The organism is Streptomyces hokutonensis, assembly GCF_000376565.1.
GTDB classification, from domain to species: Bacteria; Actinomycetota; Actinomycetes; order Streptomycetales; family Streptomycetaceae; genus Streptomyces; species Streptomyces hokutonensis.
On record NZ_BARG01000068.1, the window covers coordinates 1 to 22,975 of the forward strand.

The 22,975-nt window shown below is 72.5% G+C and carries 20 protein-coding genes and 1 pseudogene; 8 read left to right on the forward strand and 13 right to left on the reverse strand.

Features of this window, described 5'->3' with window-relative positions; genetic code table 11:
• Positions 1-821 precede the first annotated feature (821 nt).
• Positions 822-1,709, reverse strand: a complete 888-nt coding sequence (locus SSP08S_RS38590) for a shikimate dehydrogenase (protein WP_019072999.1) — start codon at positions 1,707-1,709, stop codon at positions 822-824.
• Between the two features lie 163 nt (positions 1,710-1,872).
• On the opposite strand from SSP08S_RS38590, the gene SSP08S_RS38595 reads away from it, so the two are divergent.
• The 3 genes from SSP08S_RS38595 (at position 1,873) to SSP08S_RS38605 (ending at position 6,142) form a co-directional block, all read left to right on the forward strand.
• A complete protein-coding gene (locus tag SSP08S_RS38595) occupies positions 1,873-2,538 on the forward strand; it encodes a TetR/AcrR family transcriptional regulator (protein ID WP_019073000.1) in 666 nt (221 codons plus the stop codon).
• A 185-nt stretch (positions 2,539-2,723) separates the two neighbouring features.
• The gene (locus tag SSP08S_RS38600; RefSeq protein WP_019073001.1) at positions 2,724-4,064 is read left to right on the forward strand and encodes an MFS transporter; all 1,341 of its coding nucleotides are present in this window, start codon (positions 2,724-2,726) and stop codon (positions 4,062-4,064) included.
• A gap of 743 nt (positions 4,065-4,807) precedes the next feature.
• Complete coding sequence (locus SSP08S_RS38605; RefSeq protein ID WP_245608037.1) at positions 4,808-6,142, forward strand: hypothetical protein; 1,335 nt, start codon at positions 4,808-4,810, stop codon at positions 6,140-6,142.
• Here SSP08S_RS38605 and SSP08S_RS38610 read toward each other — a convergent pair.
• Positions 6,139-8,205 carry a tetratricopeptide repeat protein gene (locus tag SSP08S_RS38610; protein ID WP_078532656.1) on the reverse strand — a complete coding sequence of 689 codons (2,067 nt, stop codon included), beginning with the start codon at positions 8,203-8,205 and terminating at the stop codon, positions 6,139-6,141. The genes SSP08S_RS38605 and SSP08S_RS38610 overlap by 4 nt on opposite strands.
• A gap of 96 nt (positions 8,206-8,301) precedes the next feature.
• Positions 8,302-8,745 (reverse strand): PPOX class F420-dependent oxidoreductase, encoded by a 444-nt coding sequence (locus SSP08S_RS38615; protein WP_019073004.1) that lies wholly within the window; start codon positions 8,743-8,745, stop codon positions 8,302-8,304.
• 75 nt (positions 8,746-8,820) lie between these two features.
• Between SSP08S_RS38615 and SSP08S_RS38620 the strand changes: the two genes are divergently transcribed.
• The 3 genes from SSP08S_RS38620 to SSP08S_RS38630 all read left to right on the forward strand — a co-directional run bounded on the left by SSP08S_RS38620 (position 8,821) and on the right by SSP08S_RS38630 (position 12,055).
• Positions 8,821-9,405 (forward strand): TetR/AcrR family transcriptional regulator, encoded by a 585-nt coding sequence (locus SSP08S_RS38620; RefSeq protein ID WP_019073005.1) that lies wholly within the window; start codon positions 8,821-8,823, stop codon positions 9,403-9,405.
• The gene (locus SSP08S_RS38625) at positions 9,402-10,760 is read left to right on the forward strand and encodes an MFS transporter (RefSeq protein WP_019073006.1); all 1,359 of its coding nucleotides are present in this window, start codon (positions 9,402-9,404) and stop codon (positions 10,758-10,760) included. Before SSP08S_RS38620 ends, SSP08S_RS38625 begins: the two co-directional genes overlap by 4 nt.
• Before the next feature lie 65 nt (positions 10,761-10,825).
• Entirely contained in the window at positions 10,826-12,055 is a 1,230-nt protein-coding gene (locus SSP08S_RS38630; RefSeq protein WP_019073007.1) for a serine hydrolase domain-containing protein, read from the forward strand.
• Between the two features lie 15 nt (positions 12,056-12,070).
• On the opposite strand, the gene SSP08S_RS38635 is transcribed toward SSP08S_RS38630, so the two are convergent.
• From SSP08S_RS38635 to ribA, 5 genes are read right to left on the reverse strand one after another with little or no spacing between them, the layout of a single operon-like run.
• Positions 12,071-13,225, reverse strand: a complete 1,155-nt coding sequence (locus SSP08S_RS38635) for a saccharopine dehydrogenase family protein (protein WP_019073008.1) — start codon at positions 13,223-13,225, stop codon at positions 12,071-12,073.
• Entirely contained in the window at positions 13,218-14,285 is a 1,068-nt protein-coding gene (locus SSP08S_RS38640; protein WP_019073009.1) for a saccharopine dehydrogenase, read from the reverse strand. Before SSP08S_RS38640 ends, SSP08S_RS38635 begins: the two co-directional genes overlap by 8 nt.
• Positions 14,282-15,427, reverse strand: coding sequence for an NAD(P)/FAD-dependent oxidoreductase (locus tag SSP08S_RS38645; RefSeq protein WP_019073010.1), 1,146 nt, complete (start codon positions 15,425-15,427; stop codon positions 14,282-14,284). Before SSP08S_RS38645 ends, SSP08S_RS38640 begins: the two co-directional genes overlap by 4 nt.
• Positions 15,424-15,561 (reverse strand): hypothetical protein, encoded by a 138-nt coding sequence (locus tag SSP08S_RS62055; RefSeq protein WP_019073011.1) that lies wholly within the window; start codon positions 15,559-15,561, stop codon positions 15,424-15,426. Before SSP08S_RS62055 ends, SSP08S_RS38645 begins: the two co-directional genes overlap by 4 nt.
• Positions 15,562-15,594: 33 nt before the next feature.
• Entirely contained in the window at positions 15,595-16,257 is a 663-nt protein-coding gene (ribA, locus tag SSP08S_RS38655) for a GTP cyclohydrolase II (protein ID WP_019073012.1), read from the reverse strand.
• Between the two features lie 38 nt (positions 16,258-16,295).
• Here ribA and SSP08S_RS38660 point away from each other — a divergent pair, with 38 nt between their 5' ends.
• Positions 16,296-17,051, forward strand: coding sequence for a creatininase family protein (locus SSP08S_RS38660; protein ID WP_026179207.1), 756 nt, complete (start codon positions 16,296-16,298; stop codon positions 17,049-17,051).
• Between the two features lie 104 nt (positions 17,052-17,155).
• Here SSP08S_RS38660 and SSP08S_RS63805 read toward each other — a convergent pair.
• From SSP08S_RS63805 to SSP08S_RS38685, 5 genes and pseudogenes are all read right to left on the reverse strand, one after another.
• A pseudogene (locus tag SSP08S_RS63805) lies at positions 17,156-18,280 on the reverse strand (lysylphosphatidylglycerol synthase transmembrane domain-containing protein); the annotation flags it as partial.
• Positions 18,277-19,353, reverse strand: coding sequence for a hypothetical protein (locus SSP08S_RS38670; protein WP_019073015.1), 1,077 nt, complete (start codon positions 19,351-19,353; stop codon positions 18,277-18,279). The gene SSP08S_RS38670 and the pseudogene SSP08S_RS63805, both read right to left, overlap by 4 nt.
• On the reverse strand, positions 19,350-20,534 hold the full coding sequence (locus tag SSP08S_RS38675; RefSeq protein ID WP_019073016.1) for a glycosyltransferase family 4 protein: 1,185 nt from the start codon (positions 20,532-20,534) through the stop codon (positions 19,350-19,352). The genes SSP08S_RS38670 and SSP08S_RS38675 overlap by 4 nt, the downstream gene beginning before the upstream one ends.
• On the reverse strand, positions 20,531-20,929 hold the full coding sequence (locus tag SSP08S_RS38680) for a 6-pyruvoyl trahydropterin synthase family protein (RefSeq protein WP_019073017.1): 399 nt from the start codon (positions 20,927-20,929) through the stop codon (positions 20,531-20,533). Before SSP08S_RS38680 ends, SSP08S_RS38675 begins: the two co-directional genes overlap by 4 nt.
• A gap of 150 nt (positions 20,930-21,079) precedes the next feature.
• Positions 21,080-22,060 carry a zinc-dependent alcohol dehydrogenase gene (locus SSP08S_RS38685; protein WP_019073018.1) on the reverse strand — a complete coding sequence of 327 codons (981 nt, stop codon included), beginning with the start codon at positions 22,058-22,060 and terminating at the stop codon, positions 21,080-21,082.
• Positions 22,061-22,165: 105 nt separating this feature from the next.
• On the opposite strand from SSP08S_RS38685, the gene SSP08S_RS38690 reads away from it, so the two are divergent.
• Positions 22,166-22,936 (forward strand): CDP-alcohol phosphatidyltransferase family protein, encoded by a 771-nt coding sequence (locus tag SSP08S_RS38690; RefSeq protein WP_019073019.1) that lies wholly within the window; start codon positions 22,166-22,168, stop codon positions 22,934-22,936.
• Positions 22,937-22,975: the final 39 nt, after the last annotated feature.

Consider the following 22,975-nt stretch of genomic DNA (forward strand, 5'->3'; position numbering starts at 1 on the left):
GTACCTCTCAATTCCGCTGTGGGCACGGGGGGTTCGGGGCGGGCACGGGGGTTCGGGGCGGGCACAATCGCTTCGGGCGCGGGCGTTTCGGGGCGGGCGTGGCACCGGGTCGACGCGGGCACGGGCAGGTTCGACGGGGGCACGGTCCGGTCGACGCGGGCACGGGCGGCTCGGCACGGGCACGGCCCGATCGACGCGGGAACGGGCGGCTCGGCACGGGCGTTTCGGACAGGGACGGCTGTTTCAGTGCGGGCACGACCGGTTCGGCGCGGACCCATCTCTTGCAGTGCGGGTACGACCAACTGGAGGCCGGCCTGTCTTTCGCGATGCGGGCGCGACTGCCTCGGCGCAGACGCGTTCCTCGCGGTGCGGGCACGACCGTCTGGGCACAAGCCCGCCTCTCGCGGCGCGGGCGCGGCCACCTCGACGCAGGCCCGTCCCTCGCGGTGCAGACACAACAGTCTGGGCACAAGCCCGCCTCTCGCAGTGCAGGCACAACCGCCTCGAAGCAGACCAGTCGCTCACAGTGCAGGCACGACCACCTCGACGCAGGCCCGCCTCTCGCGGCGCGGGCGCGACCACCTCGGCGCAGGCCCGCCTCTCGCAGCGGAGACACAACAGTCTGGGCACGGGCCCGCCTCTCGCGGCGGAGGCGCGACCGCCTCGACGCAGGCCCGTCCCTCGCGGTGCGGGCACAACCACCTCGACACAGACCCGCCTCTCCCAGTGCAGGCACAACCACCTCGACGCAGCAGACCCATCTCTCACGGTGCAAGCACGACCACCTCGGCACAACCGCCTCCACTCCGGCGCGCCCCCACCTACTTGGGCGCAGCCACCGCACCGGCCAGTTCCCCGATGTCGGCCAGCATCCGCGCGCTGTCGGGCTCTCGCCCCGTGAACAGACGGAACGCGTCGGCCGCCTGGAAGACCGCCATGCCGCCGCCGTCGAGGGTGGCGCAGCCCAACGCGCGGGCGGTGCGCAGGAGTTGGGTCTCCAGGGGGCGGTAGACAACCTCGGCGACCCACAGACCGGGGTGCAACAGGCCTGCGGGGAAGGGCAGTCCGGGGTGGGCTGCCATCCCGGTGGGGGTCGCGTGGACGATGCCGTCGGCGTCCGCGAGGAGTCCGGGCAGCAGGTCGGGGGCGGCGCCCACCGCGCGGCCGGCGCCGAAGTGGCGGTTCAGGGAGTCGGCGAGGGCCACCGCCCTCGCGGGCAGCGCGTCGACGACGGTGACCCGCTCGGCGCCCAGCGTGAGCGTGGCGTGCGCGACGGCCGCGCCCGCGCCGCCCGCGCCGAGCTGGACGACGCGTTCCATGGGCGCGTCGGGCAGTCCGCGCGCGAAGGAGGCCGCGAAGCCGGTGACGTCCGTGTTGTGGCCGATCGCACGGCCGTCCGCACCGAAGACCACGGTGTTGACCGCACCCAGTGCCTCGGCCTGCGGGGCGAGCCCGTCGAGGTGCCCGATGACGAGCTGCTTGCACGGGTGGGTGATGTTGAGCCCGTCGAAGCCCAGGTCGCGGGCGGCGCGCAGCAGATCGCCCACCGCCTCCGGGCCGACGCCGAGCACGTCGATGTCGATGAGCCGGTACAGACAGCGCAGCCCCTGCCGGTCGGCCTCGCGTTCGTGCAGGGCCGGGCTGAGGGAGGGACCGATACCGGCACCGATCAGCCCGATGAGATACGACTCCTTGACGACATCGGCCACGGTGGCCCTCCCGAGCGAATCCGAATCACTAATGTACGAACTAGTACGTTAGCTATACCAGCATCGCGAGCCCCCGGGAAGCCCCGGACGGGAACTCGGCGCCCCGCCGCCCGGGCCCGGCTTCTACAATCACCGGCACTGGCCCCTCGCCCGAAGGAACCCGATGACCAGCGTCGAAGAACCGGCACGACCCAACGGACGGATCCGTGACGCCGTCCGCACCAGGGCCGAGATCCTCGACGTGGCGACCCAGGAGTTCGCGCGGGCCGGCTACGACGGCGCCCGCGTCGACGAGATCGCCGCCCGCACCCGCACCACCAAGCGGATGATCTACTACTACTTCGGCGGCAAGGAGCAGCTCTTCATGGCCGTCCTGGAACGGTCCTACGGCGTGATCCGCGAGGCCGAGCAGGGCCTGGACGTCGAGCACCTGGACCCGGTCGCGGCCATCCGGCGGCTCGCGGAGCTGACCCTGGACCACCACGAGCAGCACCCGGACTTCATCCGCCTGGTGAGCATCGAGAACATCCACGAGGCCGAGCACATCGCCGCCTCCGAGAAGCTCGGCAAGATCGGCTCGCCCGCCGTCGACGTGATCCGCCGCATCCTGGCGTCGGGGCAGGAATCAGGCCTGTTCACGGCCGACGTGGACGCCGTCGACCTGCACGCGATGATCAGTTCCTTCTGCTTCTTCCGGGTCGCCAACCGGCACACCTTCGGCGCCCTGTTCGGCCGCGACCTGACCGCCCCGGACCGGCGCGAGCACTACCGGACCATGCTGGGCGACATGGTGATCGCCTATCTGACGGCGGAGCGCGCGACGGACTGAGACGGTCCGACGGCACCCCTTGACACCCGGGAAACGTGGGCGCAACATCCCTACCCACCGAGACTAACTACCCAGTGGGTTAATTAGCCGCGACCCGGCGCCACCACCCCGCTCCCGTCTCTCCCCCACATCTCCCCGTCTCCGCTCACTCCGCCCCCGGCGGAGTCTCCGCGAAGGAGCAAGCCGTGTCCGTCCCCGCCAAAGCCGTCGGGCAGCCGAAGAAGGCGGCAGCCGCCGCCTGGATCGGCAGCGCCCTGGAGTACTACGACTTCTTCATCTACGGCAGCGCCGCCGCGCTGATCTTCCCCAAGGTCTTCTTCGACGACTCGGACCCGGCGACCGCGACCCTGCTCTCCCTCGCCACCTTCGGTGTCGCCTACGCGGCCCGCCCGGTCGGCGCGCTGTTCCTCGGGCACTTCGGCGACCGGGTGGGCCGCAAGCAGGTCATGATCTTCACGCTGCTGTTGATGGGCCTGTCGACGTTCCTCATCGGCTGTCTGCCCACCCGCGCCCAGGTCGGCTCCCTCGCCCCGGTCCTGCTCGTGCTGTGCCGGGTCCTCCAGGGGATCTCCGCGGCGGGCGAGCAGGCCAGCGCCAGCTCCATGACGCTGGAACACGCGCCGCCGGACCGGCGCGGCTTCTTCACCAGCTTCACCCTCAGCGGTACGCAGGGCGGCCAGCTCGTCGCCACCCTCGTGTTCCTCGCCGTCGCCCAACTCCCCGACAAGCAGCTGCTGTCCTGGGGCTGGCGAGTTCCGTTCTGGGCGAGTGTGCTGGTCGCGGTGGCCGGCTGGTTCATCCGCCGCAGGCTCCAGGAGACCCCGGCCTTCGCCGAGCAGGCGGCGACCGAGGGTGTCGTGAAACTCCCGCTCGTGGTGCTGCTGCGCGAGCACTGGGCGGACGTCCTGCGGGTGATCGCGGGTGCCCTCATCGCCTCCGTCTCGACGATCTTCACGGTGTGGGCGCTGGCGTACGCGACCAGCGACTCGGTCGGCATGTCCCGTACGTCGATGCTGTGGGTGGGCGCGCTCGCCAACCTCGTCGCCCTCGGCGCGATCCCCCTGTGGGCCACCCTGTCCGACCGCATCGGCCGCCGCCCGGTGTACCTGATCGGCGCGATCGGCAGCGCGGTCACCATGTTCCTCTACCTCTGGGCGATCTCGACCGGCTCCTACGCCCTCACCCTGATCCTCGGCATCGTCGCCTTCGGCGTCGTCTACAGCGCCGCGAACGGCGTATGGCCCTCCTTCTACGGCGAGATGTTCGCGACGCGGGTCCGGCTGTCCGGCATGGCCGTCGGCACCCAGATCGGCTTCGCCGTGGCCGGGTTCGCGGTCACGTTCGCCGCGCAGATCGCGGGTCCGGACGGCACGGACTGGTCCTCGGTGGCCCTGTTCACCGCGGCTCTGTGCGTCCCGCCGGCCGTCGCCGCGCTGTCCGCCCGCGAGACCCACAAGGTCCCGACGGAACTGCTCGGCGCGCGCTCACCCCGGGAGACCTCCCGGCCGGAGACGGTGAGGGCCTGACCGCCGCCGTTGACAGCTCACGTTGACAGCTGACGTTTCACGCAAGAACATCGGCCAGAACGAGCAGAAAAGAACAGTGCCGCCCGCGCGGCCATGCCATTGCTCCCCCGCCGGACACGTGGCTCGACCCCAACCGGGGTAGGACGGTGAGGAGGCCGGCGACCGGCCTTCGTGAACCTGCGCGCGCGGGGCGCCGACAAGGCATCGCGGCCCCGCGCCGCCCGGAGGGTCTCCGCGTGTACCGGCCGATTTCAGGGGCGGCCGGTGCACGCGGGCCCGGGGCTGACTATCGTTGCCCGATCACATGCGCGAAAGGTGGTCGAGGGGCGTGGCGGGGGCCGAGTGGATACGGGTGCCGGTCGGCGACGACGCCGGGCGATGGGCCACCCGGGGGCACAGCCGCAAGGTGCTGTTCGTCGTGCACAACGTGACCTCCGCGACCCGGCTCCTCGACGTACTGCCGCTCTTCCACGACGACTTCCGTGTGCAGCTGCTGGTCACCTGCACGGGATCGTCGGCATTCGCGGCCGGTGTGGCCGAGTTGCTCGCGGAAACGGGGGTGCCGGTGGTGCCCTGGGAACAGGCGACGGCAACACCGGTCGACTTGGCCGTCTCCGCGAGCTTCGGCGGTCAACTCCGGGCATTTTCAGGCGTATTGGCTGTGATGTCCCACGGTGTCGGATACACTAAGAGGCTGGGGACACCCAACACCCAACACCCAACACCCAACACCCGGCAGCAAGGTGGCGGAGGTCGAGGTTCCGGTGTTCGGGTTGTCGCCCGAGTGGTTGCTCGACGAAACCGGCCGGCCCGTCGCCGACGCGCTGGTGCTGTCCCACCCGGAGCAGCTGGAGCGGCTGCGTGCCGTCTGTCCCGAGGCCGCGCCCACGGCCGTACTGGCCGGTGATCCCTGCTGGGACCGCATGCTCGCGGCGCGCCCGTACCGGGAGCGCTACCGGCGGGCGCTCGGCGTCGGCCGGTCGCAGCGGCTGGTGGTCCTCAACTCCACCTGGAACCCGGAGTCCCTGTTCGGCGACGGCCCGGCCTCCGGCGACGACGTACTCCCGTCCCTGCTCCCCCGGCTGACCTCCGAACTCCCCGTCGACGAGTACCGTCTCGCCGCCGTCCTGCACCCCAACATCTGGTACGGCCACGGCCCGGGCCAGCTCCGCGCCTGGTTGGACCGGTCCCGCCGCGCCGGACTCACCCTCGTCGACCCGCTGCACGGCTGGCGCCAGGCATTGCTCGCCGCCGACGCGGTCATCGGCGACCACGGCTCGGTGACCTACTACGCCGCCGCGCTCGGCACCCCCGTCCTCCTCGGCGCCGCACCCCTCGCGGGCCTCGCCCCCGACGCCCCCGTGCACGCCTTCGTCCGTACGGCACCCCGCCTGGACCCCGCCCTCCCGCTGCGCCCCCAACTCACCCGACTCATCGACACCCACCGCCCGTTGCCCACCCCGGCCGCCTTCACCAGCTCCGTCCCCGGCGAATCAGCCACCCGCCTCCGGCGCCTCTTCTACGACATCATCGGCATCCCCGAACCGGACGCGCCCGCGCTGCTCGAACCGCTCCCGCTCCCGCCGTTCGAACCCGCCGCGCACACAGTCCCGTTGCGGGTGCTCACCCGGCTGCTGGGCAGTGCCGAGGTCTCCGTCGTCCGGTTCGCGGGCCCGCACCCGGCGCCCGACACCGCGGCCGAGTCCCACACAGCGGTGCACGAGGACACCCGCGAGCAGGACCAACTCTCCCTGGCCGACGTGGTGTTCCGGCACGGCGCGGCGGACGACCCGCGCTTCGGGTCCCCCGCGCTCTGGACCACGGAGGTCCTGGCCCGGCACCCGCGCTGCGCCCTCGCCGTCTACGTCACCGGCCCCGGCGCGTGCACGGCCCGCACCGCGGACGGCACCCTGCTGCTCCTGCGCACCGAACCGCCCGCCGACGCCGACCCGGTCGCCTGCGCCTCGGCCCTGCACGCCTGGCTGGCCTCCGGCAAGTCATTGCACGAGGCGATGGCGCAGGGGCTGACCGTGCACACGGGCGGGGCCGTACACCGGGTGCGGGTCGCCCTCGGCTAACCCTCGCAGCGCTCCCGCAGGACACGCAGATACGACAGGTGCTGTTCCGCCTTCTCGTCGCGCAGGGCGTCGGCCGCCTCGTCGATCAGGGCGCGGGCGGCCGTGAACTCGCCCTGGGTCAGGCGGGTTTCGGCCAGGTCGGTGAGGGTGCGCGCAGTGTTGTAGGCCTCGCCGCTCGCGCGGAAGAAGGCCAGCGCGCGTTCCAGGCGGGCGACGGCCTCGGCCGGGCGGCCCATCCCGCGCAGCGCCCGGCCTCTGTGCCGTTCCAACAGGGCGCGGGCGCGCGGCAGATCGGCGGCACCCTCGTCGCCGGGACCGATGCCGTCGAGGATGCCGTAGGCCTCGTCGAAGGCCGCGTACGCCTCGTCGTACCGCCATTGACGCAGCCGGAGCAGACCGAGGAACTCGACGGCGGAGGCATGGCCGCGCACATGCCCGGCCGCCCGCTCGTCCCGCGCGGCGGCGAGCGCCTCGGGCTCAACCTCGTCCCAGCGCCTCAACTCCATCAGGCTGTGGGCGAGTTGGACATGGAGAGAGGCCGCGCCACGGGTGCCGGGGAAGTGGGCGTCCGCCGTACGTGCCCCGGTACGCAGCGCGGGCAGCAGGACGTCGTGGTGGCCGGCCTTGAGCTGGAGCGGCCACAGGGTCTGGCCCAGCAGGACGACTGTGTCCCAGTCCCCGAACTCCTCTGCGGCACGCACCGCTTGGACCAGGTTGGGGGCTTCGGCGGCGAGTGCGGCGACGCCTGCTCCCCGGTCCGCGTACGACAGCGGGGTGGGCGCGGACGGGACGCGCCAGCTCTCGGGCAGTGCCGCCTGCGCGGCGGCGAGGCCGAGGTGCACATAGTGCTGGACGGTGCGGGACACGGCGGCGGAGGACGCGGCGATCCCGTCCGTGGCGGCGGCGGTCCGTTCGGCGTGGGCGCGGACGGCGGGCCGGTAGCGGTAACGGCCGTCGTCGGTGCGCTCGACGAGCAGGGCGTCGGCCAGCTCACCGAGAAGCCGGGCGGCCTCGGGCTCGTCGGTGTCGGCCGCGCGCGCCGCCGCGGCGACGTCGAGGGCGGGCCAGTCGTAGAGGCCGGTCAGGCGGTAGAGGCGGGCCGCGTCGGGGGACAGGAGGCGGTACGAGTCCTCGATGGCGGACGTCACCGGGTCGGTGTCCGGCCCGGCGGGTGGCTGCGTCGGTGCGGTCAGCCGGGGTGCGGCGGCGCGCAGGGCGTAGGGGGAGCCGGCGCAGCGGTCCAGCACGGCGGGCAGTGTGGCGCGGGCGGCGGTGACCGTGGTCCTGCCGACGAGTTCGGTGAGGAGTCGTCTCGCGTCCCGGCGGGTCAGCGGGCCGACCGGGATGCGTAACGCGTCGAGGCCGACGAGGGGATTGCTCGCGACGACGAGGGTGACGACGTCGGCGGCCGAGGCGAGCAACGGCTGTACCTGGGCGCCGGATTGGGCGTGGTCGAGGACCACGAGGGCTCGGCGGTCGGCCAGGGAGGCGCGGAACAGGGTCGCCCGGTCGGCGGCCGAGGGCGGGATCTCCTCGTCGGGCAGGCCGAGTTGGCGCAGCAGTGTGGTCAGGACCGGTTCGGGGCCGAGGGTGCGCAGGTCGGCATAGAGCTGCCCGTCGGGGAAGCGCGCCGTCTGCCGTGCGCCCCAGTGGTGGGCGAGGGTGCTGGTGCCGATGCCCTCGGGTCCGTGCAGGAGTGCCAGCCGTGGGCGCCCGCCGAAGGGGCGCGTGGCCTCCTTGTCCAGGAGTTTCAGGGCCTCCTGACGGTCCGTGAAGGAACGGGGCGCCGGTGGGAGGCAGTGCCGTCCCGGGCCCGTGATCCGGCCCGGGGTGCGCACGCCGCGCGCGAACCGGGTCCAGATCAGGGCGAGTTCGGGGTCCTCGTGGACGCGGTCGTGGATCATGCGGGCGACGGCGTCGAGTTCGTCGGGGGTGGCCGGTGCGGGCACCTCCCGGCCGGCCAGGCGGCGGACCAGTCCGCCGGCCGATTCCCAGGCCAGCTTGCCGGCCTCGCTCGCCATTCCGGAGCCGACGGCCCCGAACACCGCGGCGATGGCGCTCATGGACACCGGATCGATCACCTCGTGCACTCCCCCGTCGTCCGCATGCCACCGTGTTGCGGATCAACTCTAGCGTCGGGGACCGGAGGTGACGATCGGTCACCCCAGGTCGGCACCCTTCGGGATGCCGTACACCCGCTCCACCCGCAGCCGCAGCACCAGCCGCCGGTCCCGGACCATGGCCGCCCGGTACTCGTCCCAGTCGGGATGCTCGCCGAGGACGTCACGGTAGAGCCGGATCAGCTCCTCGACGGTCTCGTCGTGCGGGTCCGCCGCCACCGGTGTGAGGTCGGCCGTGCCCTCGGCGACCGTGTACGCCCACCGGTCGGCGCTGGTCACGTGGTACGAGGCGCGGGGGTCACGGCGCAGGTTGCGGGTCTTGGCGCGGTCGTCGGTGATCGAGACGCGGATGGTGCGCTCGTCGGGGTAGTAGGCGTGGCTGACGTTCGAGAGCTGGGGCCGGCCGTCGCCCTTGAGGGTGACCAGCACCCCGCCGTGGCCGTCGGACAGCAGCTGAAGGAGTGGCGCGTCGTCCTGTGTCATATCGGCAACAACGAGTACCGCGCGTCCACCATTCCCCAGTAGACACTGTCTACGACCGGCTGGTAGACAGTGTCTATGAGTGATGCGGAAGCAGCGGGGCTGCGGGACCGGCTCGTCGACGTCGGCGTGGACCTGCTGGCGAGCGAGGGGGCGCAGGCGCTCACCCTGCGGGAGATCGCGCGACGGGCCGGTGTCTCGCACGGGGCGCCGCGCCGCTACTTCCCCACCCATCTGGAGCTGCTGTCCGCCATCGCGCGGCGCGGTTTCGCCGCGCTGGGCGAGCGGGCGGCCGCGGTGATCGGAGACGGTACCGCGAGCCCCCGCGCGCAGGTGACGGCGCTGAGCCGCACCTATCTGGGGTTCGCGCTCGACAACCCCGGCATGTACGAGTTGATGTTCCGTCACGATCTGCTGGAGAGCGGGCACTTGGGGCTGCGCGACACCAGCCTGCCGCTGTTCGGTGTACTGGTGGACCTGGTCGGCCGGGCGCGTCCCGACGTGGACGCCCGTCTGGTCGCGGGCGCGTTGTGGGCGAACCTGCACGGCATAGCCCAGCTCTGGCACTGGGGCAGCCTTCAACTGGCCACCGGCGCCGACGACTTCGCCCCCCTGCTGCGGTCGGCCCTCGACGCGCACCTGGGTCAGGACGGCACCCGATGACGGTGCACCGAAGGCTCGTACTGGCCAGCAGTGCGGCGGGGGCAGCGATCGTCGCGCTCGACGGGACCGTGCTCACCGTCGTACAGCCCACGCTGCAAAGGGAGTTGGGGGCGTCGCTGGCACAGGTCCAGTGGACGAGCACCGCGTATCTGGTCGCCGTGGCAAGCCTGTTGGTGTCGGCCGGGCGGATCGGCGACCGGTACGGGCATCAGCGGGTGTTCGGACTCGGCATGCTCGGCTTCGGACTCGCCTCGGCCGGGATCGGACTGGCGACCGGCGTCGGCTGGGTGATCGGACTCCGGGTCGTCCAGGGGGTGTTCGGGGCGCTGTTGCAGCCGGCCACGCTCGGCATGCTGCGCGCCGCGTTCCCGCCCGACCGGCTCGGCATGCCCATCGCCGTACGGACGAGTGTGATCGGAATCGCGGCGGCCGCCGGGCCGTTGGTGGGCGGGGCGCTGGTGGGCGCGGCGGGCTGGCGGGCCGTGTTCTTCCTCAACGTCGTGCCCTCGCTCGTGTTCGGCGTGCTCGCCCTCACCGTTCCAGGACCGCGGCAACGACAACCGAACGGTGTCCGGTTCGATCTGCCCGGCGCCCTGCTGCTCGCACTCTGCCTCGCCTCGCTCATCCAGGCCCTGGTGGATCTCCCCGGTTCGGCCGCCGGCCTCGCGGTGTCCGTGCTCGCGGCCCTTGCCTTCGTACGGCATGAGCGTCGTACGGCGCATCCGCTCCTCCCGTCGGACGTCGTCGGCTCGGCGGCGATCCGCGGGGCTCTCGGGATGCTGCTCGCCGCGTCGGCCGCGTTCTCCGGGACGCTGTTCGTCGTCACCTATTTCCTTCAGGACACGATGGGACTTGGCCCGTTCCAAAGCGCCCTCCGAGGGCTGCCGTTGGCCGCCGCGATGGTGCTCGCGGCACCCGCGACCGCCGTGGTGCTGCGCCGGGCCGGGGCACGTCGTACGGCCGGCGTGGCGATGGCGGTCGTAGCCCTGGCTGTTCTCGTGTTGTCCCGGTCCACGGGCACGGTCGCGGTATGCGCGGGTTTCGCCCTGCTCGGGGCCGGGTTCGGGACGGTCATGGTGGCCGCGACCCAAGTCGTCGTACGGGAAGCGACCGTGGAGTCGGCCGGGGTGGCGGGCGGGCTCAAGCAGACCGCGGGGAACGTGGGTCCGACGCTGGGCGTCGCCGCCGGAAGCGCGCTGATGGCCGCGAGCGGGTCCACGGCGGCCCTCTCCGTCCTCGCCGGAGTGGCCCTGACCGGTGCTCTCGCGAGTCTCGTACTGCCCGGCCGGACAGTCGCGTCGCTCACACATCACGGCGTTACAGGAGACCGCGCAGGTGTTCCTGCGCGACGATGAGTTCCGAGGTGTCCGGGGCCGGGTATGCGGGACCCCACCTCGTGAACGCAATTCGGAGGAGAGCCATGGCACAGCTGCGACAAGAGGTCGACCCGGACGAGGTCGGACTGGATCACAAGGCGCTGGACCGCCTGGACCAGCACTTCGCCCACTACGTCGACGTGGAGCGCCTGCCGGGCTTCCTGGTGTCCGTGGCCCGTCACGGCCGTGTCGCCCACCTCACCGCCCACGGGCACCGCGACGTGGCGGCCGGGCTGCCCGTGACGCCGGACACGTTGTACCGGATCTACTCCATGACCAAGCCGGTCACCGCGGTCGCCGCACTGCTTCTGATGGAAGAGGGCAAGCTCTCCCTGGACGACCCGGTCGCCGACCACCTCCCCGCCTTCGCGGACATGCGGGTCTACGACAGCGGTTCCGGCGCCGGCCTGAAGACCCGGCCGGTGGAGCAGCCGATGCTGGTCCGGCACCTGATGACCCACACCTCGGGTCTGACCTTCGCCTTCTACCACTCGCACCCCGTCGACGCCCTCTACCGGGAGGCGGGCCTGGAGTCGTCCGTGCCGGCCGGCGCCAACCTGGCCGAGACGATCGACGTGTACGCGAGCCTGCCGCTCCAGTTCGAGCCGGGCACGCAGTGGAACTACTCCGTCTCCTCGAACGTGCTGGGCCGGATCGTGGAAGTGGTGTCCGGGCAGCGGCTCGACGAGTTCTTCGCCGAGCGGATCTTCCGCCCGCTCGGCATGCCGGACGCCGGCTTCCAGGTCCCGGACGAGAAGGCGGGCCGACTGGCCGAGTTGTACGGCGACGCCGAGGGCGGCGGGATCGAGCCGATCCTCGGGCTGCCGCTGCGGGGCGGCCGGCCACGGTTCCTGTCGGGCAGCGGCGGGATGGCGGCGAGCCCGTACGACGTGCACCGGTTCGCGGAGTTCCTGCGGCGCCGGGGCGAACTCGACGGCGTCCGGCTGCTGGCCCCCGAGACCGTGGACCTGATGGCCAGCAATCACCTTCCGGGCGGCGCCGACATGCGTGCCTTCGGCAGCCCCGCCCACCAGGAGCCGGGCAACGACGGCATCGGTTTCGGCCTCAGTGTCTCCGTGGTCGTCGACCCCGAGCGCACCCAGGCCCCGGCGGGGCTGGGCACGTTCGGGTGGAGCGGGGTCGCGACGACGACGTTCTGGGTGGACCCGAGCCGGGATCTGACCGTGCAGTTCATGACCCAGCTGCGGCCGAAGTCCTCGCTGAAGATCATGCCCGAGCTGAAGCAGCTGCTGCACGAGGCGGTCACGGACTGATCCGCGACCGCCCGCTCACTGATCCACCCGCAGGGTGAACTCCAGCCCCTCCCCCGCCAGTTCGCTCAGCCACTCCCGTGACCGGTCCGCCGTCTCGGCCGCCCGGTTCAGGCCGGACGGCAGGTCGTCGCCGAGGATGTGCCGGACGGCGAGGGACAGGGGGCGCGAGACACAGCGGGCCATCGCGCTCTCCTCCTCGTCGCCCACGAGGTCGAGGAGGTAACTCCCGGACCAGGTACGGCCCGTGTCGCCGCGGACATCCAGCGATACGGCGAGGACGACCCGGTCGTGGTCGGCCTCCGTGGTGGGGTAGGTGGCCGCCAACTCCCTTGCCAGCGCGGCGATCCGGGTGTCGTCGCCCGCCTTCAGCTCCTCGAACACCGGCTCCCAGGCCCGCAGCCAGCCCTCCAGGCGCAGCGTGCCCCGCACGAAGGTGCTCGGCCGCCAGGCCGCGGGCAGCCCGTACTGCTCGATGAAGGGCACGCTGTCCCGGTTGGGATACACCTCGAAGGTCTCGCCGTCGACGACGTGCGGCCGGGTCACCTCCCAGGGGCGCTCGGCGACGGTCTCCGTCCCGTCCTCCAGATAGCGCGCCGGTGACCGCAGCGCGCCCAGGACTCCGGCGGGCGCCCAACTGAAGCGGTACCGGAAGTCGTTGGGCACCGCGGGGACTCCGCCGCAGTACGAGGTGAGGCTGTAGGAGGCCGCCCTGTCCGCACCGATCGCCTCCCGCGCACGGGCGACGAGGCTGTGCGCGAAGAGGTGGTCGATACCGGGGTCGAGTCCGGCCTCGGTGAGGACGACGACGCCCGCCTTCTCGGCCGCCGGTACCTGTTCGAGGACGGCGTCCGACACATAGCTGGAGCAGGCGAAGTGGGCCCGCCGGCCGACACAGGCGGCGAGCAGGGCCGCGTGTTCGGGCGCGGGCAGCATGGAGACGACGACGTCTCCGGGGACCAACTCGGCGGTGAGCGCGGCGAGATCGAACGCGCGCGGTTCCGCGCGTCCCGTCAGCCCCAGGTGGTCGAGGGCCTGGGCCGCGCGGTCCTCGGTGCGGTGCCACAGCCTCACCCGGTCGGCGGTGTCGCAGAGCAGGGCCAGCCCGCTGCCCGTGGACAGCCCGGCGCCGATCCAGTGCACGGCACCGCTCGCGCGCACCACGTCAGACATGGCCCAACTCCCCTTCCGCCACGGCGATTCCGAGTTCCCGGGCCTTCGCGCGGAACAGGTCGAGGCAGCGCCCCCACGCCCCGCCGGTCCCGAAGTCCAGGAGCTGGGGCAGCAGGGCGGCCGAGAAGTCGGTGCTGGACTCCTTGGGCAGGAGGGACGGCAGGTTGTCGATGGCGATGAGGTCGAGCGGGGGCCGTGCGTGCAACTGCCTTACCGGGGCGTCCCATTCGGTCGTGCGGTCGTAGACCGGCAGGACGTTGAGGGGCGAGCCGACGTCGCAGGTGACGTCGGAGACCGTACGGAGGCGGCGGCTCGGATCGTCGAGGTCCGGCTCGCGGAGGAAGGGCGGGACGGGGGTGGTCGCCAGGACGCAGTTGACCAGGACGTCGTGGGCCAACAGGGCCGGGCGGTCCAGGTTCCGGGTCTCCGCCAGGTCCCAACTCGTCGGCCCGATCCCGGCCGTGCCGAACGCGGCCCGCGCTCCCCGGCCGCTGCGGCCCAGCGCGCCGATCACCAGCGCGGTGAACTCGGTGTCCCCGGCGGCGGGTCGGAGTGTGCCGTCCAGCTCCTCCTTCGAGGTGGGCGCGAGGGGTGCGACCAGTCGGTTCCGGTGCTGGAGGACGGCGAGGGCCGCGCCCAGGTAGCCGGCCCAGAAGCCGAACGCGGCGAGGCGGCGCCCGGTGTCGTCCACCAGGTATTCGAGGTCGAGGAGCGCGCCGCCGCCGGTGCCGAAACGGCGCAGCAGATCCGTCGCGCCCGGCTGGCCCTTGTAGGCGTGACCGAAGAAGATGTGACGGTGCGTCAACTCGGCTGGCTCGTCCGGGAGTTCCTTCAGGCCGAGGATCACCGTGTCCTTCGGCGCCGACACCCAGGAGCCCGCGGGTGCCGTCTTCGCGCCGACCGCCTCGTACTCCCCTACCGGGAAGATCCGCTGCGGGGACTCCTCGACAGTGAGGGTCGCGCCGCTGTCGACGAGCCGGCGGGCGTCGGCGGGGACGACCGGGGTGCGGCGTTCGGTCGTGCGGGTCTCGTGGCGCAGCCACAGATGCAGCTCGGTCATACCAGGTTGTCCTCCGGGCGCGGGGCGTCGGCCGCGAACCGGCCGGCGCTCAGGGGGCTGACGTCCACGAAGGGTACGCGGCCGAGGTACAGGTCGCGGATCACCTCGCCGACCGCCGGCGCCTGGAGGAAACCGTGGCCGGAGAAACCCGTCGCGTACAGGAAGCGGGAGACCGAAGTCGCCTCGCCGATCAGGGCGTTGTGGTCCGGCGTGTTCTCGTACAGGCCCGCCCAGCCGCCGGTGCGGCGCAGGTCGAGGAGGCCAGGGGCGCGCCGCCGCATGGCCTCGGCGAGGCGCGGGATCCAGCGGTCGTGGGTGTCGGTGGCGAAGCCGGGACGCTCGTCCGGGTCGGACATGCCGACGAGGAGGCCGGGGCCCTCGGTGTGGAAGTAGAGGCTCGTCGTGAAGTCGATCGTCATGGGGAGCGTGGTCGGCAGCCCGGGGACGGGTTCCGTGACGGCGATCTGGCGGCGCAGCGGCTGCACCGGGAGGTCCACGCCCAGCATCGCGCCGACGGCCTTCGACCAGGCGCCGGCCGCGCAGATCACCGTGTTCGTGTCGATGCGGCCGAGAGTCGTGAGCACGGCGGTGACCTGGTCGCCGTAGGTCTCGATGCCGGTGACGTCGGTGTGGCGCAGGATCGTCGCGCCGTGCACGCGGGCGGCGGAGGCGTAGCCGTGGACGACGGCCTCGGGGGTGCAGTGGCCGTCGTCGGGCGAGTAGGCGGCCGCGATGAGGCCCTCGGTGTCGATCAGCGGGGAGAGGCGGCGGGCCTCGGCCGGGTCGATCAGACGGCTGGGCACGCCGAGGGAGTTCTGCAGCCGGACCCCCGCCTCGAAGGAGGCGACGTCCTCGGGCCTCGACAGGAGGAACAGGTAGCCGACGCGATGTAACCCGATGTCGTGGCCGGTGTCCTCCTCGAAGCGGTCGAAGGCCTCCAGGCTGCGGGCGCCGAGCTGCACGTTGAGCCCGTCGGAGAACTGCGCCCGTACCCCGCCGGCCGCCTTGGAGGTGGACCCGGCGGCGAGTTCGTCCCGTTCGACCAGGACCACGTCTCTGACGCCGGCCCGGGCCAGGTGGTAGGCGATGCTGGTCCCGACGACCCCGCCGCCGATGACGACGACCTCGGCCTGACGCTTCACGGGCGCTCCTTCTGTGGCGCGCCGGTGACGGCCCGGGCCGCGGCAGGGTCCTGGATGCCGGGTCCGGCGCTGGTGTGGGGGACGTGCGGTTCAGCGACCCGGTCGCCGGAGAGGAAGAGGACGTCTTCGGTCATTCCCTCTTCCTGTCCGGAATCCGCTCACCGGAATCAGGACCAGTGCGCCACCGCGTCCAGATGGGGCAGGCGGTGGTCCAGGCGCTCCCGCTTGGTGCGCAGGTAGGTGATGTTGTTCTCGCAGGGCTCGATCAACAGCGGCACTTCTTCGGTGACTTTGATGCCGTGTTCCAGCAACGACTCGCGTTTGCGCGGGTTGTTGGAGAGCAGACGGACGCTCGCCACCCCGAGGTCGTGCAGGATCTCGGCGGCGACGCCGTAGTCGCGGGCGTCGACGGGCAGGCCGAGGGCGAGGTTCGCCTCGACGGTGTCGAGGCCCTCCGCCTGCAGCGCCATCGCGCGCAGCTTGGCGAGCAGGCCTATGCCGCGGCCCTCGTGGCCCCTCAAGTAGACGACTATGCCCCGGCCTTCGGCGACCACGGCCCGCATCGCGGCGTCCAGCTGGTCGCCGCACTCGCAGTGCTGCGAGCCGAAGGCGTCGCCCGTCAGGCACTCCGAGTGCAGCCGGGTGAGTACGTCGTCCGTGCCGATGTCGCCGTAGACCAGGGCCACTTGCTCGTCACCGCGGTCGTGGTCCAGGTAACCGATCGCCTGGAATTTGCCGTACACGGTGGGCAAGGGAGCATTCACGACGCGTTCCGCGCCCCTGGGCTGCGCGGACTTCTGCTTGCCGAGTACGCCAATGTTTTCTGTCATGATCTGGTTCCTAAGCAGAGACGAAAGGCCGTGAAACAATGAATGGTTCGGGCTCACGGACGGCGGCATACGGACTGGTGCCGGCGGACACCACGGAGGACGTACGGGCTAGGGGGGCAGGTGTCTCGGCACAGGTCGCGGTCCTTCCGGTCGGCAGTTTCGAGCAGCACGGCCCGTATCTTCCCCTGGCGACCGACACCCTCGTCGCCTGTGCCGTGGCCCGGGAGATCGCCGCGGCGTACCCGGTGCACCTGCTGCCGCCGGTGACGATCGCCTGCTCGCAGGAGCACGCGGCCTGGCCGGGGACCGTCAGCATCTCTTCCGTGACCCTTCATGCGGTGGTGCGGGACATCGCGGACTCGCTCCGCCGCTCGGGGGTGAAGGCCCTGGTGGTGGTCAACGGGCACGGCGGAAACTACGTACTGGGCAACGTCGTTCAGGAGTCCTCCGCGCGCGGTGAGCGGATGGCGCTGTTCCCGGCCGCCGAGGACTGGGAGGCGGCGCGGGAGCGGGCCGGGGTGCTGACCTCGCTGCTCACCGATATGCACGCGGGGGAAATCGAGACCTCCATTCTTCTGCACGCTCATCCCGAATTGATCCGTCCCGGTTATGAGACCTCCGATTTCGTCGCCGACGACCGTCGCCATCTTCTGACGCTCGGTATGGCCGGCTATACCGAGTCGGGCGTCATCGGGCGCCCGTCGCTCGGCTCGGCGGAAAAGGGGAAGGCCTTGCTGGCGAGCCTCGCCGATTCCTTCGGCGCGTATTTCTCGGTGCTGACCGCGGACTCCTGAGCGGGCGCCGGGTCCGGTACGGCGGTGCCGGGCCCGGCGGTGCGCAGGCCGGTGTACCAGCGGGCGACCAGCACGAACAGGCCGGGCACGGCGGCGGCGAAGCTGAGCACGCCGTAGATGACGGCGACGGACAGGCCGCTGCTGGCGCCGAGGCCCGCGGCGCCGAACGCCCAGGCGGTGACGCCCTCGCGGGGGCCCCAGCCGCCGACGTTCAGCGGCAGGCCCATGGCGACCAGCGCGAGGACCGCGATGGGGAGCAGCTGGCCGACGGTGGCGGACGATCCGGCGGCGTGCGCGGCGACCACGAACATCGCGAGGTGGCCGGCGAGGACGACCAGCGAGGAGAGGGCGACGCCGGGCCAGTTGGCGCGGGAGAAGAGTCCGGCGCGCAGCTCGTCGAGGGTGGTGCGCAGGGCGCGGCCCCGGCGGGTGGCGGTGGGCGGGCGGTTCATCCGTACAGCGGCCACGACGGCGAGGGCTCCGACGGCGCCGAGCAGGACGAGCGGGGCGATGCTGCGGGCGTCGGCCATCACCGGGGAGTCCAGGCCCAGCAGGACCCCCACCCCGACGACGGCCAGCGCGATCTGGCCGGCGACACGTTCGAGGACGACGGCGCGGACGGCGCGGCCCATGTCGCCGGCGCTCTGTCCGTGGCGTACCGCGCGGTGCACGTCGCCGAGGATGCCGCCGGGCAGGGCCGCGTTGAGGAACAGGGCGCGGTAGTAGTCGGCGACGGCCGGGCCGAGCGGCAGTTTGATGCGCAGTCCGCGCGCCACCAGCGCCCAGCGCCAGGCGCTGAACACCGTGGTGACGACCCCGATCGCGAGGCCGATGAGCAGCGTCGGTGCGTCGATGCGGCGCAGGCCGTCCAGGAAGACGCCGGTGCCCAGGCGCCACAGGAGGACGCCGAGGATGGCGATGCCGGCGACCGAGCCGAAGTGGGTGCGTACCGCGCGGGAGTTCACCCGGGTCAGGATCGCGCGCAGGACGCGGCGGGCGCCCCAGGCGCGGTCGGTGCCGGGTCGCGGTGCGGCGACGATCACTCCGATACGGTCGCCGGAGACGGCCGCGCTGTGCAGCGGCGGGGTGTGCGCGGGCCGCCTGTGCACCTCCTCGACGGTGGCCGGGGCGCGCAGTTCGAGTGCGACCGGCGCGGGCCGTTCGACGCGCACCCGGCGCCTGGTGGTGCCCGGTCGCGGTGCGACCGTCCTCATCGTCTCGACGCTCATGACGCTCCCCCTGTGGGCCGGGCCAGCGCCAGCAGGTCGCTGTGGTGGACCAGCACGGTCAACTCCCCCGCCGCGCAGGCCGCGAGGCGGTCCCGCAGATAGCGGTCGGCGCGTTCCTTCAGTTCCGGGCGTTCCTCGACGGCGGCGCCGACCCAGCCGCGCAACCACTCGGCGGTCAGCGCGAGGTCGTCGGGGCCCAGGCGCCAGGCGCTCGGGTGGACGCGGACCGTGGCGCCGTGCGCGGCGAAGGCCTCGCAGGTGACGGTGACGGCGTCCGGGCCGAGGAGTCCGTCGCGCCGCTGGTGGGCGTTGAACGCGTCGGCGATCTCGGCGTCCATCGGGTGGGCCGGGGTGAGTTCGACCCGTCCGGCGACGGAGAGGGTGAGCAGCGCGGGGCAGCCGGCGCCGACGCAGGCGGTGACGAGCGCGTCGACCTCCTCGCGGGTGAGGACGTCCAGGAGCGCGGAGGCCGTCACCAGGGAGGCGCCGACCAGCGCGTCCGGGGTCAGCCGGGCCACGTCGCCGCGCCGGGTCTCCACCGTGACGCGGCTGCCGTCGGCGGCGGCACGCGGGGAGGCGACGGCGGCGAAGTGCAGGAGGTAGGGGTCGCGGTCGTGCAGGATCCAGTGCTGGGCACCGTCCAGGCGCGGGGCGAGCCAGCGTCCCATCGAGCCGGTGCCGCAGCCCAGGTCGTGGATGACGACCCCGGACTTTCCGGGCAGGTTGGCGAGCCGGATGCGCAGCGGGTCGAGGAGTTCGGGTGCCCGCGCGACGGCGTCGGCGCCCTCGCGCAGCTCCAGCCACTCGGGCGCGTAGCGCGGCGGGTCGTCGGGGCCGACGTCGCGCAGCCGTACGGTGGCCCGCTCGCCGGGGCGGGTCGCGGGTCCGGCGCCGGGGATCACGGCACCGTGCCCGGCCTGCTCGCCGGTGTCCGCCGAAACGGTTCCCGCCATCACGTCCTCCACTGCGGTCTGTGCCGGGGGCACGAGCATCCCCAGCGGTACGCCCCGGGGGCCCGGCTGCGCGGGGATGCGCTGTCCGGTGGCCGGCGGGGTGGTCGCCGTCTTCCTCATGCCGCCCTCCGGGATTCGCTGGGGAGCCGGGTGAGTACACCGGCGAGGCTGCGGGCCGTGGTGGCCCATCCGTCCAGGGCCGCGCGCCGGCCGCGCGCCGCCGCCTTGAGCCGGCGGCGCACATCGGCTTCGCCGAACCAGCCGCGCAGTTCGGCGGCGAGGGCGGCGGGGTCCTCCGGCGGGACGAGGATGCCGGGCACCCCGCCGTCGGGGGCGCGGCCGACCGCCTCGGGCAGCCCGCCGACGTCCGTGGCCAGCACGGGGATACCCCGTGCCAGGGCCTCGGTGACGGCCATGCCGTAGGTCTCGGCGTACGACATGAGGACCATGAGGTCGGCGGAGGCGTAGCTGGCGTCGAGCTGGGCGCCGGCCTGCGGGCCCGCGAGGTGCAGCCGGTCCTGGAGGCCGTACTGCCTGATGAGGCCGCGCAGGTGGTCGACGTACTCGGGGTCGGTGCCGAGGCCGCCGACGCAGGTGCAGGTCCACGGCAGGTCGGCCGCGGCGGCCAGCGCCTCGATCAGCCGGTGCTGGCCCTTGCGCGGGGTGACGGCGGCGACGCACAGGAGGCGGGAGACGCCGTCGGTGCCGGAGGCGAGGGGGGCGATGTCGGCGCCGGGGGTGGCGACATGGACCCGCTCGGGGGCCAGGCCGTGGTGGGAGACGAGGCGGCGGACCGCCCAGTCGCTGGTGCCGATGACCGCCGACACCGCCCGCAGGACCGTGCGCTCCTTGGCGTCCAGCTCCGCGGCGACGGCGGCTTCGAGGCCGGTCTCGTCGCCGAGCGGGAGGTGGACGAGGACGGCCAGGCCGAGCCGGTCCGCCTCGGGGACGACGATCTCGGGGACTCCGCAGGCCACGAGCCCGTCGAGGAGTACGGCGGCGCCGTCCGGCAACTCGCGCAGCACCCGGGCGAGTTCCGCGCGGGCGGCGGCACCGGGCCGGGGCCATTCGCCGTCGACGGCGTGCTTGTGGACCTGCCAGCCGAAGCCGGGGAGGTCCAGGCTGACCCGCCGGTCGTAGGCGTTGCCGCCGCTCGGCGCGGCCGGGTCGTCGACGCCGCCCGGCATCACGAAGTGCACGGTGCGCAGGGACATGGGGATGATCTCGGCATTCCGGGAGGCCGCGCGCTGTGCGGGCAGGAATCCCAGCGAGGGGGCGCGGTCGATGGTCACGTCGCTCACAGGGCACGCTCGTAACTCGCCCAGGCGACGTGCGACTCGTGCAGGGTGACCTGGAGTGCGGCCAGACCGCGGGCGCCCTCGCCCAGCGCGCCCTTCTCGATCCGCTCGGCGAGCCGGTCGGCGATGACCTTCGCCAGGAACTCGGTGGAGGTGTTGACGCCCGCGAAGTCGGGCTCGTTGTCGAGGTTTCTGTAGTTCAACTCGCTGACGACGGCGCCCAGTTCCTGGGTGGCCAGTCCGATGTCGACAACGATGTTGTCGTCGTCCAGCTCTGCGCGCCGGAAGGTGGCGTCCACCAGGAACGTGGCTCCGTGCAAACGCTGCGCGGGGCCGAACACTTCGCCGTGGAAGCTGTGGGCGATCATGATGTGATCGCGGACGGTGATGCTGAACAACGGACGACCCTCCAGGTGCGGCGCGTCTGGTCCCCCGGCTGATCCCTGCCGGGGGATGCCGTGTAGTACGGCTGCACGCCTCCCCCTGTTCAGCCCTCTCTCACTCTTTTCTCAGGTCAGACGCGCTTGTCGTAGCGGATTGAACGATTCTCAACCGATGTCGGTGTATCGGACCCGGTGACACAGTGCCGGAATCTCTCCGGAGGCGAGCCTCGGCAGCAGGTCCGGCAGCTCCTCGAAGTCGCTCTCCCCCGTGACCAACGCGTCGAGCGCGGGGTCGGCGAGGAGTTCGAGGGCGAGGGCGAGGCGGTCGGCGTAGCTGCGGTCGGCGCGGTTCGGGGAGACGGTGCCGACCTGGCTGCTGCGGATGACCAGGCGGCGGGAGTGGAAGGCCTCGCCGAGCGGGAGGCTGACCTTCCGGTCGCCGTACCAGCTCAGTTCGAGGACCGTGCCCTCGGGAGTGAGGAGTTCCAGGGCGCGGGCGAGGCCCTGTTCGGTGGCGCTGGCGTGCACGACCAGGTCGCAGTCGCCGAGCGCGTCCGCCGGGAGCGCGAAGCCGACGCCGAGGGCCTCGGCGGTCTTGGCACGCGTCGGGTCGGCGTCCACCAACTGCACGCGTACGCCCGGGAAGCGGGCCAGCAGCGCGGCCACCGAACACCCGACCATCCCGCCGCCGACCACCGCGATCCGGTCGCCGATCAGCGGCCTCGCGTCCCACAGGGCGTTGACGGCGGTCTCCACGGTCCCGGCGAGGACGGCCCGCCCGGCCGGCACCGAGTCCGGCACCGGTGTCACGGCGCTCGCGGGGACGACGTAGCGCGTCTGGTGCGGGTAGAGGCAGAAGACGGTACGGCCGAGCAGCGCGGCCGGGCCCTCCTCCACGACACCGACGTTGAGGTAGCCGTACTTCACCGGGCCCGGGAAGTCGCCCTCTTGGAACGGTCCTCGCATGGTCGCGTACTGGTTCTCGGGGACGCCCCCGCGGAAGACCAGGGTCTCGGTGCCGCGGCTCACGCCCGACCACAGGGAACGGACCACCACCTCGTCCTCGGCGGGGTCCGGCAGAACGACGTCGCGTATCTCGCCGTGACCCGGTGCACCGATCCAAAACGCCCTGGCGGTGCGTTTCATCGGAATCCTCCTGAACGATCGGGAAGCTGTTCACGTACGGGTAACCACAGGCCGCGCACAGTACGCGGCGTTGATCGACTCTGTCATATGGCCGGAGGGTGTGCGGTGGCCCTGAACAACACATACGAAGCAAGGCTGGTCCAGCAGGAGACCGCTGTGGGAGCGGGCGTTCAGATCCTGTTGCTGGCGTTGCTCGGTACGGCGATCGGGATGGGCCCGGCGGGCTGGCTGACCGGACTTGCGTTCGCGATCGCCACCTGGGCGGTGCTCTCCCAGGCCCTGCACAAGTCCCGGACGCGCAACTTCGGCCCGGCCAACCGGGTCACGCTCGGCCGCGCCATCCTGGTCGGCGGGGTGACCGCGCTGGTCGCGGACTCCTTCGAGAGCTCGCCCCCGGTCACGCTGCTGGTCGGGCTGACGGCGGTGGCCCTGATCCTGGACGGCGTCGACGGCAAGGTCGCCCGGCGCACGGGGACTTCCACCGCGCTGGGCGCGCGCTTCGACATGGAGGTCGACGCGTTCCTGATCCTCGTCCTCAGCGTGTACGTCTCGACGCAGCTCGGCCCGTGGGTCCTGCTGATCGGCGCCATGCGCTACGGGTTCGTGGCCGCCGCCCGCGTCTGGCTGTGGCTGAACGCCCCGCTGCCGCCGAGCACCGCCCGCAAGACGGTCGCCGCCACCCAGGGCATCCTCCTGCTGCTGGCCGGCTCGGACCTGCTGCCGCACACGGCCAACCTCGCCGTGGTGGCGCTCGCGCTGGGCACGCTGGTGTGGTCGTTCGGCCGCGACATCCTGTGGCTGTGGCGCACCTCCCGCACCGCCCTCGTCGAGGAGGCCCCGGCCGAGGAGAAAGTCCTCGAACTGGTCTCGCAGTAGCACCGGTCGTACCGAAAGGGCCCGGACCACCTGGTGGTG